Here is a 14,232-nt window from a genome sequence, read left to right on the forward strand (position 1 = left end):
CTTACGCGATGATTATTCAGTATGCTGATCAGTGTGCAGGTGTTGTAGCGCTAAGCCGGATTCGGCGGCGGGGATCACCTGTCCGTCAGCATACTGATAAGCACTGCGCTCGGCGTGTTCACGATAGCTGCGCGAGAGGGTAATCACTTCCTGCGCGGAGCGATCCAGCGCAGTGATGGGGATATAAAGATCGTAGCCTAGTAAACGCCGGCAGTGGCGCATCCGGTTCAGCAGCATGGCTTCTGTACCGGTGTAAATTTCTTGCTGCAGCACCACTGGTGTGTCGTCATACAGCAGCGTGCCGTCATACGGGACGCTAAACTCCTCTTGCGACATACCAATATCAATCAGATCGCGTTGTTCGCTAATCAGACTATTGATCAAATCAGGGCTGATGCGATCTAAAATCGCGGTGTAGTTTCTAACACGCACGCCGAGATAGTCCAGCGGTTGCCAATCCAGCCCCACTTGCTGGCGTGGTACACCAATACTCTGAATTTCCTGCCACGGTAATGCCCAGCCGCCATGGCGGTGATGATATTGAATGTGCCCGACCGACAGTGTCAGCCCAATATCCGGCTCTAACCAACGTTTAAAGCCATGCCATGACAGGTAAATGGCTGGAAACAGCATCAGCAGGAGAAACAGCCAGCCATGCTCGCTGATATACATCAGGAACACTGCCGAGAAGCAGAGTAAGGTGCCGCTTAGCAGCAGCGTCAGACAATGCTTTTTGATCACGGGGCGCATGTGCAAACTTTCCATCGGCCTCTCCTGAATGACAAGCGTGTTATGAGTATGGAAGTATCTGTGTCATTTTGAGAAGTTCTTCACAGTTATTTTTGCGTGCAAAAGATCGTTGCAGACAAAATGTCTGTTTAGCTTGAGTTATGGTGGCGAGCTAAACACTGGCTGGCTGATAAAAGTACGCAACGTTAGAGCTGTGCCCTCAGAAAGGCGACGTGGTGAGTGTGCGGGGTAATAGGTCAGAAGCGTCTAGCGTGAATGGATTAGAGGCAAAATATTACGGCCAGCGTTAGCTGACCGTAATAGCGCGAGGTGATCTTAGGTGAGCGTCAAAGGTGAGCGCTCAAGAAGTACTCGCTCGACAGACTTACAGTACTTGAGCAATTGCCTGACACAGCGGATCAATGTTGGAGGAGGTGATCCCTGCCACGTTGATACGACCGGAGCCGACAGCATAAATTGCAAATTCATCTTTCAAACGGGCAACCTGCTGTGGATTCAGGCCACTGAAAGAGAACATGCCATTTTGGCGTGCGATGAAGCTGAAATCACGGTTAGCGCCCAGTGCTTGCAGCTTGGCGACAAACAGTTCTCGCATCTGATGAATGCGACCACGCATCTCAGTCAGTTCTGCTTCCCACTCTGCCTTCAGCTGCGGGTCAGACAGGATCAACGCAACAACGGCAGCACCGTGTGCAGGTGGGTTGGAGTAGTTAGCACGGATCACCGATTTGACTTGGCTAAACGCACGCTCCGCGGTTTCCTGATCGGCCGCGACCAAAGTACAAGCACCGACGCGCTCGTTGTACAGGCCGAAGTTTTTAGAGAAGGAGCTGGCTACCAACAATTCGCTGTGGTTGGCGCAGAACGCGCGCAGGCCGTAGGCATCTTCTTCCAGACCACGAGCAAAGCCTTGATAGGCGAAGTCAAACAGTGGCAACCAGCCTTTGGCTGCTGACAGCTTGGCCAGTTGATCCCACTGCGCTGGCGTTGGGTCAATACCGGTTGGGTTGTGGCAGCAACCGTGGAATAACACCACATCACCCGCTTTGGCTTGCTCCAGTGAGGTCAGCATGGCATCAAAGTCGAGCGCCATATTGGCGGCATCAAAATAACCGTACTCACGTACTTCCAGACCGGCCGCTTTAAACACGCTCGCGTGGTTAGGCCAAGTTGGATTGCTGATCCAAATCGTGCTCGCAGAGGTTTGGCGAGCGATGAATTCCGCAGCAACACGCAGTGCACCTGTACCACCAGGTGTTTGTGCGGTTTTGGCTCGCTTTTCCCGCACAATGGAGCTGTCAGCACCAAACAGCAGCGCTTGAGTGCAGGCGGCAAAACTGGCTAGGCCATCAATGCCCAGATAGTTTTTGCTGCTTTCTTCTTCCAGCAGACGTTTTTCCGCTTTTTTCACGCTGTGCAGTACCGGGGTTTGGCCGGCATCATCCTTGTAAACACCAACGCTAAGGTTAATTTTGTGAGCTCGTGGATCGGCGCGGAAGGTATCGGCGAGGCCGAGAATTGGATCTGCCGGAGCGGCAATGATGTGTTCAAACATATGTGGTGACATCCATGCAAGTAATACAAAGTTCCTTTATCCTTATACCTTTTGCATAGTGTCTTGACAATCAATCCGGCCAAGAAAAAACACAAGAAAAGGCGCCGTAGCGCCTTTATGTCACCCTGTTGTTAATCTGCTGAATTGGTCAGAAGTTGTACTGGAACGCAACGGCGACCACATCATCGGTGAGCACACTGTTTTGACGAGTATACTCGTTGTTGTCGAGCAGATTGATTTTGTAATCCACATAGGTGGTGAAGTGGTTATTGATCGCGTAGTTCAGCGATAAGTCGACATATTTACTGTAATCCTGATCGCCATAACCGTTTAAGCTTTTCGCTTTACCTTGCGCATAGGCAATACCTGGGGTCAGGCCCATGTCGAAGGTGTATTGCGCGGTCAGGAAATAGGCTTGTGTTTTGTCAGCAAAGTTGTTGTTATTGTTGATATCAACATACGGTTGCTGATTGTCGGTTTCGGCATACACCGCTGACAGGTAGATGTTGTTAAGATCGTATTTTGCGCCCAGAGCCCACATATGTGCGCGGCTTTCATTGAAGTCTGGTGCCAGTGGAGCACCGAGATTACGAATGGCCTGCACATCTTTGCTACCGGCGTTATATGCACCACCTAAGGTGATGCCGACCGAATCGAAGGTGTATTGCAATGAGGCGCCGGCACCTTCGCCCTGTACGCCGGTACTGCTAGCCAGATATTGCAGACCCATATCAAAACCAGCATAGCTGTAGCGGTATTGCAGCATACCGTTACCACGGCCTGAACCGAACATTGAATCTGGATCTATCACGGTACTGCCTGAGACTTCGGAGAAGTAACCCAGCGTATCTTCGCCAAATTCTGGCAGCATATCGGCATACTGGGTCACGTCATACATCACAGACCAGTTATGACCGTATTGAATGGTGCCATAGGTATCATGGGTTAAGCCGGCATAGCCTAAGCGAACTTCACCTTCTTCGCCCCAAAATGAGTTTTCGTTATTATTGATTGGCTGGTTATATTCAAAATGCCCAAAGCCTTTCAATTCAGGATTAATTTCTGTTGTGCCTTTGATACCAAAGCGGGAGTTACTCTGATCCCCGTGTGTGGAAATGTCATTTTTCTTGGAGAAGTGATAATCCCCCATGACATACCCATAGAAATCAATGGTATTCCCATCTTTGTTATACAGTTCAACAGCATAGCTGGTGGACGATAGCAAAAGAGCAGGTAAAACTACGGCAAGAGAATTGTATTTCATGGTTAAACCCCTTGTATTTTTAGGGTGTTTTGCACCCACCACAGCTTTATTGCGGCGTACATTCCAAATTCGCCGTTGCATTAATAAGAATAGAAGGGGTTGGTAAATTCGCCATTTAAAACACATTGCCCTATTTAGATCCAATCTCATGAATGCATGGAAAATATGCGAAAAATAAAGCAAGGAGAGAAAGTAAATAGCGTGGGATAGAGGATGAAAAAACAAGAGGAATGAAAAGGAAGGCGCGAGCATAAATTAAAAATGAAGAAAAACTTAAAATAGCTAAGAAAGTGAAGAGTCAAAGAATGAAAACGCCCCAAAAAGGGGCGCGATAAAAAACTCGCTAGGAGATGAGAGGAATGCGGTTAGAACAACAAATTAAACACTAACGCAGATACCGCCAGCAGACCAACGGCCAAGGTAAAGTAGGTACCAAAACGGTGACGATAGGCATGCAGTGATTTGACGTTATAAACCGCATACACCGGCATGATAAACAGGATAATCGCGATCACCGGACCAGACAGCGCTTCCATTACGCCCAGAATGCTTGGGTTTTGGATAGCAGAGACCCAGATAGCCAGAAACAGGATCACAATGCTTAGTTTGTCAGCATGCCGTAGTGATAAGCGAGTATTTTTGGTCAACAAGCCATTCAGACTTTCGCGCGCACCAAGGAAATGGCCTAGGAATGAAGAGGTAATAGCAATAAACGCAACCAACGGCCCCAGTAAACCCAGTACGGGATTGTGCATGATGTTGGCCAGATAAGACAAAATCGACACGTTTTCGGCTTTGGCCTGTGCCAGTTGAGCCGGTGACAAGGTCAGTACGCAAGAGAACACAAACAGCAGCACAAAACCGACCAGCATGGTAGTGGTACGACGCATGATGCTATCTGTTTTCGCCTCAGAGTGTGCGCCATAGCGTTGGCGTTGTACTTTGGCAAAATAAGAGACTGCCGGGGTGTAGCTGAATGAAAATACCACGACCGGAATGGCCAGCCACAATGTGGTCATAAAATCTTTAGCTGACGGCATACTCAGTGCTGGCATTTGCCAATGTGGGATCAAATACAAAGAGAGCAGGCCCAAAATACCGGCGAGTGGATACACCATTACTTCAAAACTTTTTAGCAACACTTTTTCGCCGGCAATCATGATAGCAATCAGAGCGAAAATCAGGCCACCCGACAGCAGCGCGCGTGGTGGCGAAGCCATGCCAAGCTGATTGACCAGAAAACTATCCGTGGTATTGGTGATCGCAACACCGTAAATCATCAGGATGGGGAAGATTGACAGAAAATAGAGCAAGGTAACCAAGCGGCCAAAACGCGCTCCGAAATGCTCATCCACCACATCGGTAAAATCTGCTTCAGCATTGGCGGAAGAGTGTACAAAGCGTGCAAGACCACGATGGGCCAGATAGATCATCGGGTATGCCAGTGCTGCCAGAATCAGCAGTGGCCAGAAACCGCCAATCCCCAGATTGATAGGCAGGAATAAAATGCCGGCGCCAACGGCAGTACCAAACAGGCTAAAGACCCAATGCGAGTCTTGCTTGGACCAAGCGAGAGTTTTTGATTCGGTAGGGGATAGTGCTACAGCGGATTTCATGACGGTTTCCGAGGTGGTTAATCTTTACGTGCATAGTACTCGCTGTATCTGTTGAGCGCATTTGACTAAGCCAGTGATAAAAACCATGAATTTCGCATCTAAATAGAATAAACGGTTTTTATATCCAAGTTATCAAAATTAAATGCCTTTAAATTGCTATAAACAGTGAATACATAGCCTGAAATTTTACGTCGTGCAAATTTGTGTGATGACAGCTGTAAACTTAGGATTACATGCTGAGAAATGGTGGTTGGTAAGTTATTTATTGCGCAAAAGGTGAGCAAGAAAGGAATTGATAGCGAGATTATGGTTCTTCATGGCGGGCTAACGAAAAAAGCCGATCTCCCGTAGGAGATCGGCGCAGCTCGCAATATCTAAATTTTTCGCGTAGCGAGAAATTAGAAGGTGTATTGCAGGCCCACAGCAGCAACGTTGTTAGTGTACAGAGCGTTGTTGGCAGTGTATTCGTTGTTGTCCAGCAGGTTGATCTTATAGTCAACATACGCATTCATGTTAGCGTTGAAGTTATAAGTCAGAGCCAGGTCAACATACTTGCTGTAGTCTTGGTTGCCTACGTAACCATTTGGATGACGCAGCCAGCCTTGAGCATAACCGATGCTTGGAGTCAGGCCGTTGTCGAAGTTGTATTGAGCAACCGCGAACACTGCTTGGCTGGTAGAAGCAAATGCGTTTTCGTTGATGCTGTTTACGTCACCGATGTTTCCACTCTTACCGGTGATAGGCTTCATACTGTAAGCCATCTGGTTTTTGGTTTGGGTATAGTTGATTGCTGCATAGATGTTGTTAGCATCGTACTTAGCACCCACTGACCACAGCTGTGCGTTTTTATCGTTGGCCAGGTTTTGTTTCTGCCAATCAGATTTCTGCGCGTTGTTGTAAGTCGCACCCAGAGTTACGCCCATGCCGGCGTCGTAAGTCATCGCGATACCGTAACCAGTGCCGTTCTCGATCAGTTGAGAATAACTGTGGTTGGAGCTGTCGCCATCATAAGAATCGTTTGGTGCCAGCAGTTGCAGTGCCAGGTTGAAACCATCCCAGCTATTACGATACTGCAGAACGCCGTCAGAACGACCGTTACCGAACAGGGTTGGCGCAGAGCCGCTGTAGTTGTTGGTTGCTTCAGGCATGTAACCTTGGGTATCTTCACCCCATTCTGGCAGCATATCAGTGAAGCCAGTTACGTCATAAGATACACCCCAGTTACGACCGTAGCTGATGCTACCGTAACGGTCATCTTTCAGGCCAGCAAAGGCCAGACGCATTTGGTTAGGGCCGTTGAAGTTGTTGTCTTCGTTTGACGCCAAGTTGTATTCAACTTGACCGAAACCTTGCAGGTGATCGTTGATTTGAGTGGTGCCGTTCAGACCCAAACGAACGTAGCTTGCATCACCACGCTTATAGATATTTTTAGCATTGTGGTTAGATACGAAATGGTATTCACCAGCAATTTTGCCGTACAGATCCAGTTTGTTGTTATTCTGATCGTAGATTACTGCGGCATTAGCTGCGCCTGCTACCAGCAGTGCTGGGATCATGGCTGCAAGAACAGTACGTTTCATGCTATTTCCTCATTCAGTGACGTAGAGTTCCGCTTCATTCTCATTAGTGCGGAACTTTCCTTGAGGCGTAATGTCGCATTTGTGATGATGTGATGCTAGTCACTAATTGCATCCATCCGTATCAGTCTTTGCAGCGAGAAACCGACTGTAATTAATTGTGTCCCCGATGAAACTTATTTGATATTGCGACTTCTCTTATTTTGCGAATTATCAATTTAATGCTTTTACTTTCGCGTTGAAAATATTTGTTCACATCATCAAAAGAAGACATCTCGTTTTAAATCTCGTGACTTATACCCGTATTGAATAAAACATGAGCGTTCGATAATTGTGAATGTAAATAAAAGAGGGATGAAAGGGCTCGTCACTTTAATTGCAGTGCAAACGAATAGCGGGCGTATTGATAAATCCGGTTTATTCATTTTTGTTTATGATGAGTGTGAGACATGATTCGCCAATAGTCTCAACAGGGTGATATCTAAAAATAAAAGCCGGACAATGCCGGCTTTTATTATCTACGCGTCTCTACGGTCTAATCTTAGCAGTCTCAGTTCAACACGATAAGACTGGATGACCTGATGTGATAAACCGTATTAGAACAGCGCGTTACGCGGAGTCCGTGGGAATGGGATCACGTCACGAACGTTTTGCATACCGGTGACATAAACCACCAGACGCTCGAAGCCCAGACCGAAACCTGCGTGTGGCACGGTGCCGTAACGGCGCAGATCGCGATACCACCAGTAGTCTTCTTTGTTCAGACCCATTTCATCCAGACGGGCATCCAGAACATCCAGACGCTCTTCACGCTGTGAACCACCGATGATTTCACCGATTCCCGGAGCCAGAACGTCCATCGCTGCCACGGTCTTACCGTCTTCGTTCATACGCATGTAGAAGGCTTTGATGTCTTTCGGGTAGTTCTTCACGACTACAGGGGACTGGAAGTGCTCTTCCGCCAGATAACGCTCGTGCTCAGAAGCCATATCGACACCCCAGAACACAGGGTTTTCGAACTGCTTACCGCAAGTTTCCAGGATCTTAATCGCGTCGGTGTAGTCAATCTGCGCAAAGTCAGAAGCGATGAAGCGCTCCAGACGCGCAATGGCATCTTTATCTACACGCTCGGCGAAGAACTTCATGTCGTCCATACGCTCGTCGAGTACCGCTTTGAATACGTACTTCAGCAGTTGCTCAGCCAGACCGGCAGCATCGTCCAAGTTCGCGAATGCGATCTCTGGCTCTACCATCCAGAACTCAGCCAAGTGGCGAGTGGTGTTAGAGTTTTCTGCGCGGAAGGTTGGGCCAAAGGTATATACCTTAGACAGCGCACACGCATAGGTTTCAACGTTCAGCTGACCAGATACTGTCAGGAACGCTTCTTTACCGAAGAAGTCTTCGCTGTAATCCACGGTGCCTTTATCGGTACGTGGCAGGTTTTCCATATCCAGCGTGGATACGCGGAACATTTCACCGGCGCCTTCACAGTCAGAAGCAGTGATCAGTGGCGTAGAGATCCACAGATAGCCGTTCTCATGGAAGAAACGGTGGATAGCTTGTGCCAGGGTGTTACGCACACGGGTCACAGCCCCCACGATGTTGGTACGGGCACGCAGGTGGCCGACTTCACGCAGGTATTCAATAGAGTGACGCTTGGCCGCCATCGGGTAAGTATCCGGATCTTCAACCCAACCCAGAACGGTAATAGAAGTGGCTTGCACTTCAAACGCTTGGCCTTGACCCATGGAAGCAACCACTTTACCGGTGACTTCAACAGAACAGCCGGTTGTCAGGCGCAGTACTTCGCTCTCGTAATTAGGCAGAGTATTAGCAATGACAGCCTGCAGCGGGTCAAAACAAGAACCGTCATAAACGGCAAGGAATGAGATTCCTGCTTTGGAATCTCGACGGGTGCGCACCCAACCCTTCACGGTGACTTCACTGTCAACCGGGGCTTGGCCGCGCAACACATCAACTACAGGCATTACGCTCATAATGTTCTCATACTCCAATTTTTGCTTTTTGTTTGGCACTGAATGTGCTCAGCAAGGATAACTGCTTATGTTACCTGCCGATCAGCAGGACTCAAGTACAAATTCCTGCTAATTGTATTTTAAAAGTGCGTTTTGTCGTTTTCAGCATCGATTTGCTGTTTGCGAGACTTTTTAGCCGTGATCTTGGCAGGAGTTGCTGGTTATTGAGTTTTTAGTGGTTTATATGTCTAGAACTTGTTTTTATATCAAAGTAATAAGCTGAAATAATGTTTAAATGCCATTCATTGTTTTGTTTATTTGATGTGTATATAGTGAATCGTGCTAGAGCGCTAAAGTTATGGCTGTTGATGTTTGGCAGCTTCAGATACAAGGATATAAATGCTCATGAATCAGCACGATATGTGGCTAAACTCTGCCGAAGCGAATGACGTTTCATCTTATTTTTCAGGTCGTTACCGTCAGGTGATGGACTGGTTCTTCAGCCGTGATCCTAAACATTGGCCGGTGTATCAAGACCCCGGATTCCAGCAAATCAACGCATTTCGTCAAAAACATCTCGCTCCTGCTGAGCGGTTGGGCGCTTATCCGCAAGGGGAGCGGTTTTTTGCTGAGATTGAATCTCTCAGTGCGGTTAAATCGGGAATGCACCAGCCGGGGAGTGGCCCAGATCCGCTGCTGACCTTTGCGGCGGCGATGTCTAAAGATTGGGAAAACCCAAGTTCTGTCGAGAACGTCATCACGATGCCGTGTGATCCGGCGGTGTATGGCGCGATGATGTGCTCGTTGGCTAACCCGAATTTGGCATATTGCGAATATGCGGGGATGGCGGACCATTTGGAAAAAACGGTGATCCGCCAAGTGGCGACGCTGGCGGGGTATGATCCCGCGCAAGCGACCGGTGTGTTCACCCAAGGCGGTACGTTCTGTAACCTGTACGGCTATCTGCTGGGTATTCGTAAATCGCTACCCGAAGCGCGGACCTTGGGGATGGGGGTCGATCAGGATTATCGCATCATCAATTCCCAAGGTGGTCACTACTCCAACATGACGAACTTGTCATTGCTGGGGGTCGATATCCGCCATAAAACCATTCGTATCAAAGTCACCGAAAGTAATGACATCGATTTGGTGGATTTAGAGCGCCAGATGCGTGCTTGCTTTGATGTGCACTGTAAAATTCCGGCCATCATGTTGACGCTGGGTACGACCGATACGTTCGGCGTTGACCGCATCAAGCCTGTATATGATCTGCGCAATCGTCTGTGTGATGAATATGATATTGCGGTGAAACCGCACATTCACGCAGATGCGGCAGTTGGTTGGTCGATGCTGTTCTTCCTTGATTATGATTTTGATCGTAACCCATTGGAGATCAATGAATCGACCTTAGCGGGGATTCGCCATAATGTTGAGCGTTTCCGCGAAGTTAAATATGCCGATTCGTTTACTGTCGATTTCCAGAAGTGGGGATATGTCCCGTACACCTCCAGTCTGGTGATGATCAAAAATCGCGATGACATGCATGCGCTGGAAAACGATCCAGAAAACTTCTCGTATTTTGAGCATGACTTGCAAGGTCAAACTCACTTGCAATCAACTATCGAGTGTTCACGCGGGGCGGCCGGTATGTTTGGGGCGTTTTCGGCGCTGCAGCATATGGGGATTGAAGGCTATCAGATTATTCTGGCGCACTGCCTGCAAAACGCGAACTACTTCCGTCATCAGCTGCAGCAATTGGGCAATGTGAAATTGATGGTGCCGGAAAACCAAGGCCCAAGCGTGGGCTTTAAAGTGTATGACCCAAATTGCGTGCAAGATCCAGAAGCCGAGTTTTTGCTGGAGCAAAGCTGCATGACCGATCCGCAGGCGATGGAGCGGATGAAACGCAATAGCCATTACCACCGTGAGCAGTTTATGCAGCGTGGCAAGTTTGGTTTGTACACCAACTGGGTCGAATTTATTGCGCGTTCGTCTTACAACGCTAAAGGCGCGTATGCCTATATCCCGGGAGAGAAAGCGGTCTTTATGAATCCGGCCACTGGCCGCGAACAAATTGACCAGTTTATTCAGCGGATGAAACAGTTTCGCTGAAGCCGTTCTGTTCAGTCGCGGTTACTCGTTTAACCCATACTGAGTGTTAGCACGGCATTGCCGCTGTAGATTGAAGCGGAAAATCACCACGGTCTTCGCATTCACATTGCTTGTGATAAAGGATGGGATGCGAAGGCCGTTTTTTATTCGTGTTGGCAGGCGGTATGGCTGCAGCGTTCGGCTTCACGCTGCAGAGAACAGCTTTCTGCGCTGTGACAAGGGCAAGACTCACCTTCAGCTGCGGCAATTAATGAATTCAGTACGCCGCGACACTTACACGGCGATGGGGCTTGCTCGGCGGCGGTGAGCAGGGTTTGCAAAATCCCACATTGCTTATTAGCCGGATACTCATCAGTGCAGCGTTCGCGCAGCATAATGAGCTGCTGCTCTAAGCGGTGTAGCTTATCCAATTGCTGATGCACATTTTGAATATGCTGGTCGATCATCGCATTGGTTTCTGCGCAGCCAAGGGCAGGATTATCTCGGTAGTTGGCCAATTGCCGGATCTCCGCCAGAGACATATCCAGCGAGCGACAGTGCAAAATAAAATTCAGCTCGGACAAATGCTGAGATTGGTACATGCGATAGCCCGACGCATTGCGTGCCGGCGCTGACAGCAAGCCTTCTTTCTCGTAGTAGCGGATAGTTTCGACTTCCGTTCCCGCCTGTCGAGCCAGTTCACCGATTCTCATCTTTCCCTCCGAATTTTCTTGCGAAAAGCCTTGACCCTGAAGTGACTTCAGGGTGTGGAATAAGCATAAAACCTTTCGAAGGAGCCGACAATGACTTCATGCTGCCAGAAAAATAATCAGATGCGCGAGGCTGCCAACGCCGGTACTTGCTGTGCCACGTCTGCGGCAAACGCCGCACAAAAGCAGAGCGCGGGAGCCTGCTGTTCAATCACTAACACCGCGGCGACTCAAACCGTCGCCACGGCGCATGAGCACGCGTGCGGCCAACATGCTGCTGACCATGACCATGACCATGACCATGACCATGACCATGACCATGCGCACGAGCACAATCATGAACATACACATACTCATGCCCATGGCGGATGCTGCGGCCATGATCATGCGCCGCATGCTGCAACCAGCCGTGTGAGCTTGGGCGAGGGCGGCGATGCCCGTTTCCTGACTAAATTTCAAATTTTGGCGATGGATTGCCCAACCGAGTCAGGCTTGATTGAAAAGGCGCTGAGCAAAGTCAGTGGTGTGCGCACGTTAGAGTTTAACTACATCGAGCGCGTGATGGTGATGGGTCATGATTTAGATGACGTGACGCCCGTGGTTCGCGCCATTCGCGGAGTTGGCATGGAAGCGGTAGAGCTGACCGCAGAGCAAGCCGCCGCCATGCCTGCCGAGCGTAAAATCAGCTGGCGTCAACGTGGTTTGTTCGCGTTATCTGGGGTGTTTGCCGCTGGTGCAGAAGCGGTTGCCATCATAAGTGGCTCTGATACCAGTGTGTGGATTGCGCTGCTGGCATTGGCGTCGATTGCCTGTGGCGGCCTGCCTATCTTAAAGAAAGGCTGGATTGCCTTGAAAACCGGTAGCATGAACATTCATTTTTTGATGTCAGTAGCCGTTATTGGCGCAATTGCCATTGGCCAGTGGCCGGAAGCGGCGATGGTGCTGTTCTTGTTCGCCGTGGCCGAAAAGCTGGAGGATATGTCACTGACGCGTGCCGGCGAAGCGGTGAAATCCTTGATGGCTTTGGCACCGGAAACGGCGTGGATTCAGCGCGAGGGTAATTGGGTTGAAGTGCCCGTGGCCGAGGTGGCGGTGGGTACCCGCGTGCGCGTGCGCCCAGGAGAGCGGGTGCCGTTAGATGGCATGATTGTTAGCGGCACCAGCCACTTTAACGAAGCGCCGATCACCGGTGAAAGTTTGCCGGTCAGTAAAGAGCCTAACAGCACGGTGTTTGCCGGTAGTATTAATGGTGATGGCGTAGTGGAGATCCAGACTACCGCAGCTGCTAGCGGCAGCGTGCTCGCGCGCATTATTACCACCGTGCGTGATGCTCAGGCCAGCAAAGCACCGATTCAGCGTTTTATTGACCGTTTTGCCCGTTTCTATACGCCGACCGTGGTGGTCGCTGCAGTGCTGGTGGCGGTGCTGTTACCGCTGTTCGGGGTGATGCCGCTGAAATCATCGGTGTATACCGCCTTGGTGATGCTGGTGATTGCGTGCCCGTGTGCGCTGGTGATTGCTACGCCAGTGACCTTGGTCAGTGCGTTGGCGTCGTCGGCCCGTTACGGCATGTTGATTAAAGGCGGTGCGCCGCTGGAGATGGCGGCCAAAATCAATGCCATCGCCTTTGATAAAACCGGTACCCTGACGTTGGGCGAGCCAGAGGTGACACAGGTGATTGTCCCACAAGGCAGTTCGCTGACTGAAAACCGTATTCTGGCGTTAGCCGCAGCGTTAGATGCGCACTCCACACACCCATTGGCCAGTGCGGTATTGCGCGCCGCTGCTGCCCGTCAGGCGCTGAGCAAAGAGCCGAGTGAGCAGAATAATCCGCACGCGAGTGAGATTCAGGAGCTGGTTGGTTTTGGCGTACAAGGGCATATCGAAGGCAATGCTTACTGGCTAGGCAGCCGTCGTCTGGCGGAGCGTCGCCAGGTGCTGACCGCGGCGCAAGCTGCGGAGTTAAGCGCGCTGGAAGCGCAAGGTCAGGGCTTGTTGTTGCTGATGTCAGCCACGCAACTGCTGGGGATTCTAACTGTCGCCGATAAAATTCGCCCGGAAGCGGCGCAGGTGATCCGTCGGTTGAACCAGCAGGGGATCCATACCGTTATGCTGTCAGGGGATCATCAGGGCGTAGCGTCGGCGGTTGCCCGCCAGATTGGCGTGGAAGAGGCGCAAGGTGAGTTGTTACCGCAAGATAAGCTGGAGCGGATTACCGAGTTGCAAGGGCGCTATCAGCAAGTCGCCATGATTGGTGATGGCGTGAATGATGCTCCTGCGCTGGCGCATGCTGATTTGGGGATCGCCATGGGCGCAGCTGGCTCCGATACTGCGTTGGAAACCGCGGGGGTCGCGCTGATGGAAGATCGGTTGGATAAATTACCGGATCTGTTTGCCCATGCGCGTCGTACGTCGCGCGTGTTAAAAGCTAACATCGCCATGGCGCTGGGCATTAAAGCGGTCTTTTTTGCCCTCGCGATGGCCGGTGTTGCAACCTTGTGGATGGCGGTATTCGCCGATGTGGGGGCGAGTTTGCTGGTAATTGCCAATGGCCTGCGCATGGCGAAAGACATACAGCGCTCATAATGATCACTTTAAATGCAACATAAAATGTGAATCAGCAACAGGACGTCAGAAAATCAACCGTCTATAGTATGCACAAAGCGAGGTAGCTGCGTGCATCCGTGATGGAT

The 14,232-nt window shown here is 50.1% G+C and carries 9 protein-coding genes; 2 read left to right on the forward strand and 7 right to left on the reverse strand.

The features are described from left to right. Positions 1 to 12 precede the first annotated feature (12 nt). From L975_RS17220 to asnS, 6 genes are all read right to left on the reverse strand, one after another. Entirely contained in the window at positions 13 to 765 is a 753-nt protein-coding gene (locus L975_RS17220) for a DUF2982 domain-containing protein (RefSeq protein WP_052181309.1), read from the reverse strand. Positions 766 to 1,114: 349 nt separating this feature from the next. Beyond that, positions 1,115 to 2,305 carry an amino acid aminotransferase gene (locus L975_RS06130; protein WP_047707723.1) on the reverse strand — a complete coding sequence of 397 codons (1,191 nt, stop codon included), beginning with the start codon at positions 2,303 to 2,305 and terminating at the stop codon, positions 1,115 to 1,117. Between the two features lie 148 nt (positions 2,306 to 2,453). Beyond that, entirely contained in the window at positions 2,454 to 3,569 is a 1,116-nt protein-coding gene (locus L975_RS06135; protein ID WP_047707725.1) for a porin, read from the reverse strand. A 365-nt stretch (positions 3,570 to 3,934) separates the two neighbouring features. After that, positions 3,935 to 5,185, reverse strand: a complete 1,251-nt coding sequence (locus L975_RS06140; RefSeq protein WP_047707726.1) for an aromatic amino acid transport family protein — start codon at positions 5,183 to 5,185, stop codon at positions 3,935 to 3,937. Positions 5,186 to 5,583: 398 nt separating this feature from the next. After that, a complete protein-coding gene (locus L975_RS06145; RefSeq protein WP_039045338.1) occupies positions 5,584 to 6,765 on the reverse strand; it encodes a porin in 1,182 nt (393 codons plus the stop codon). Positions 6,766 to 7,358: 593 nt separating this feature from the next. After that, positions 7,359 to 8,759, reverse strand: a complete 1,401-nt coding sequence (gene asnS / locus L975_RS06150; RefSeq protein ID WP_010861815.1) for an asparagine--tRNA ligase — start codon at positions 8,757 to 8,759, stop codon at positions 7,359 to 7,361. Between the two features lie 384 nt (positions 8,760 to 9,143). Between asnS and L975_RS06155 the strand changes: the two genes are divergently transcribed. Next, the gene (locus tag L975_RS06155) at positions 9,144 to 10,850 is read left to right on the forward strand and encodes a pyridoxal-dependent decarboxylase (protein WP_047707728.1); all 1,707 of its coding nucleotides are present in this window, start codon (positions 9,144 to 9,146) and stop codon (positions 10,848 to 10,850) included. A gap of 143 nt (positions 10,851 to 10,993) precedes the next feature. Here L975_RS06155 and cadR read toward each other — a convergent pair whose 3' ends face one another. Further along, positions 10,994 to 11,542, reverse strand: a complete 549-nt coding sequence (gene cadR, locus L975_RS06160; RefSeq protein WP_064977584.1) for a Cd(II)/Pb(II)-responsive transcriptional regulator — start codon at positions 11,540 to 11,542, stop codon at positions 10,994 to 10,996. 90 nt (positions 11,543 to 11,632) lie between these two features. Here cadR and L975_RS06165 point away from each other — a divergent pair, with 90 nt between their 5' ends. Beyond that, positions 11,633 to 14,125 carry a heavy metal translocating P-type ATPase gene (locus L975_RS06165; RefSeq protein ID WP_218185569.1) on the forward strand — a complete coding sequence of 831 codons (2,493 nt, stop codon included), beginning with the start codon at positions 11,633 to 11,635 and terminating at the stop codon, positions 14,123 to 14,125. Positions 14,126 to 14,232: the final 107 nt, after the last annotated feature.

The sequence above is a fragment of the Plesiomonas sp. ZOR0011 genome (assembly GCF_000800945.1).
In the GTDB taxonomy this organism is placed as follows: domain Bacteria; phylum Pseudomonadota; class Gammaproteobacteria; order Enterobacterales; family CAMTGL01; genus Plesiomonas; species Plesiomonas shigelloides.

Excerpts from the sequence above, each read along its gene's own strand:
- L975_RS17220 (WP_052181309.1), bottom strand. The coding sequence starts at position 765 with ATGGAAAGTTTGCACATGCGCCCCGTGATCAAAAAGCATTGTCTGACG.
- L975_RS06145 (WP_039045338.1), bottom strand. The coding sequence starts at position 6,765 with ATGAAACGTACTGTTCTTGCAGCCATGATCCCAGCACTGCTGGTAGCA.
- L975_RS06140 (WP_047707726.1), bottom strand. The coding sequence starts at position 5,185 with ATGAAATCCGCTGTAGCACTATCCCCTACCGAATCAAAAACTCTCGCT.
- L975_RS06165 (WP_218185569.1), top strand. The coding sequence starts at position 11,633 with ATGACTTCATGCTGCCAGAAAAATAATCAGATGCGCGAGGCTGCCAAC.
- L975_RS06130 (WP_047707723.1), bottom strand. The coding sequence starts at position 2,305 with ATGTTTGAACACATCATTGCCGCTCCGGCAGATCCAATTCTCGGCCTC.
- L975_RS06155 (WP_047707728.1), top strand. The coding sequence starts at position 9,144 with ATGAATCAGCACGATATGTGGCTAAACTCTGCCGAAGCGAATGACGTT.
- cadR (WP_064977584.1), bottom strand. The coding sequence starts at position 11,542 with ATGAGAATCGGTGAACTGGCTCGACAGGCGGGAACGGAAGTCGAAACT.
- L975_RS06135 (WP_047707725.1), bottom strand. The coding sequence starts at position 3,569 with ATGAAATACAATTCTCTTGCCGTAGTTTTACCTGCTCTTTTGCTATCG.
- asnS (WP_010861815.1), bottom strand. The coding sequence starts at position 8,759 with ATGAGCGTAATGCCTGTAGTTGATGTGTTGCGCGGCCAAGCCCCGGTT.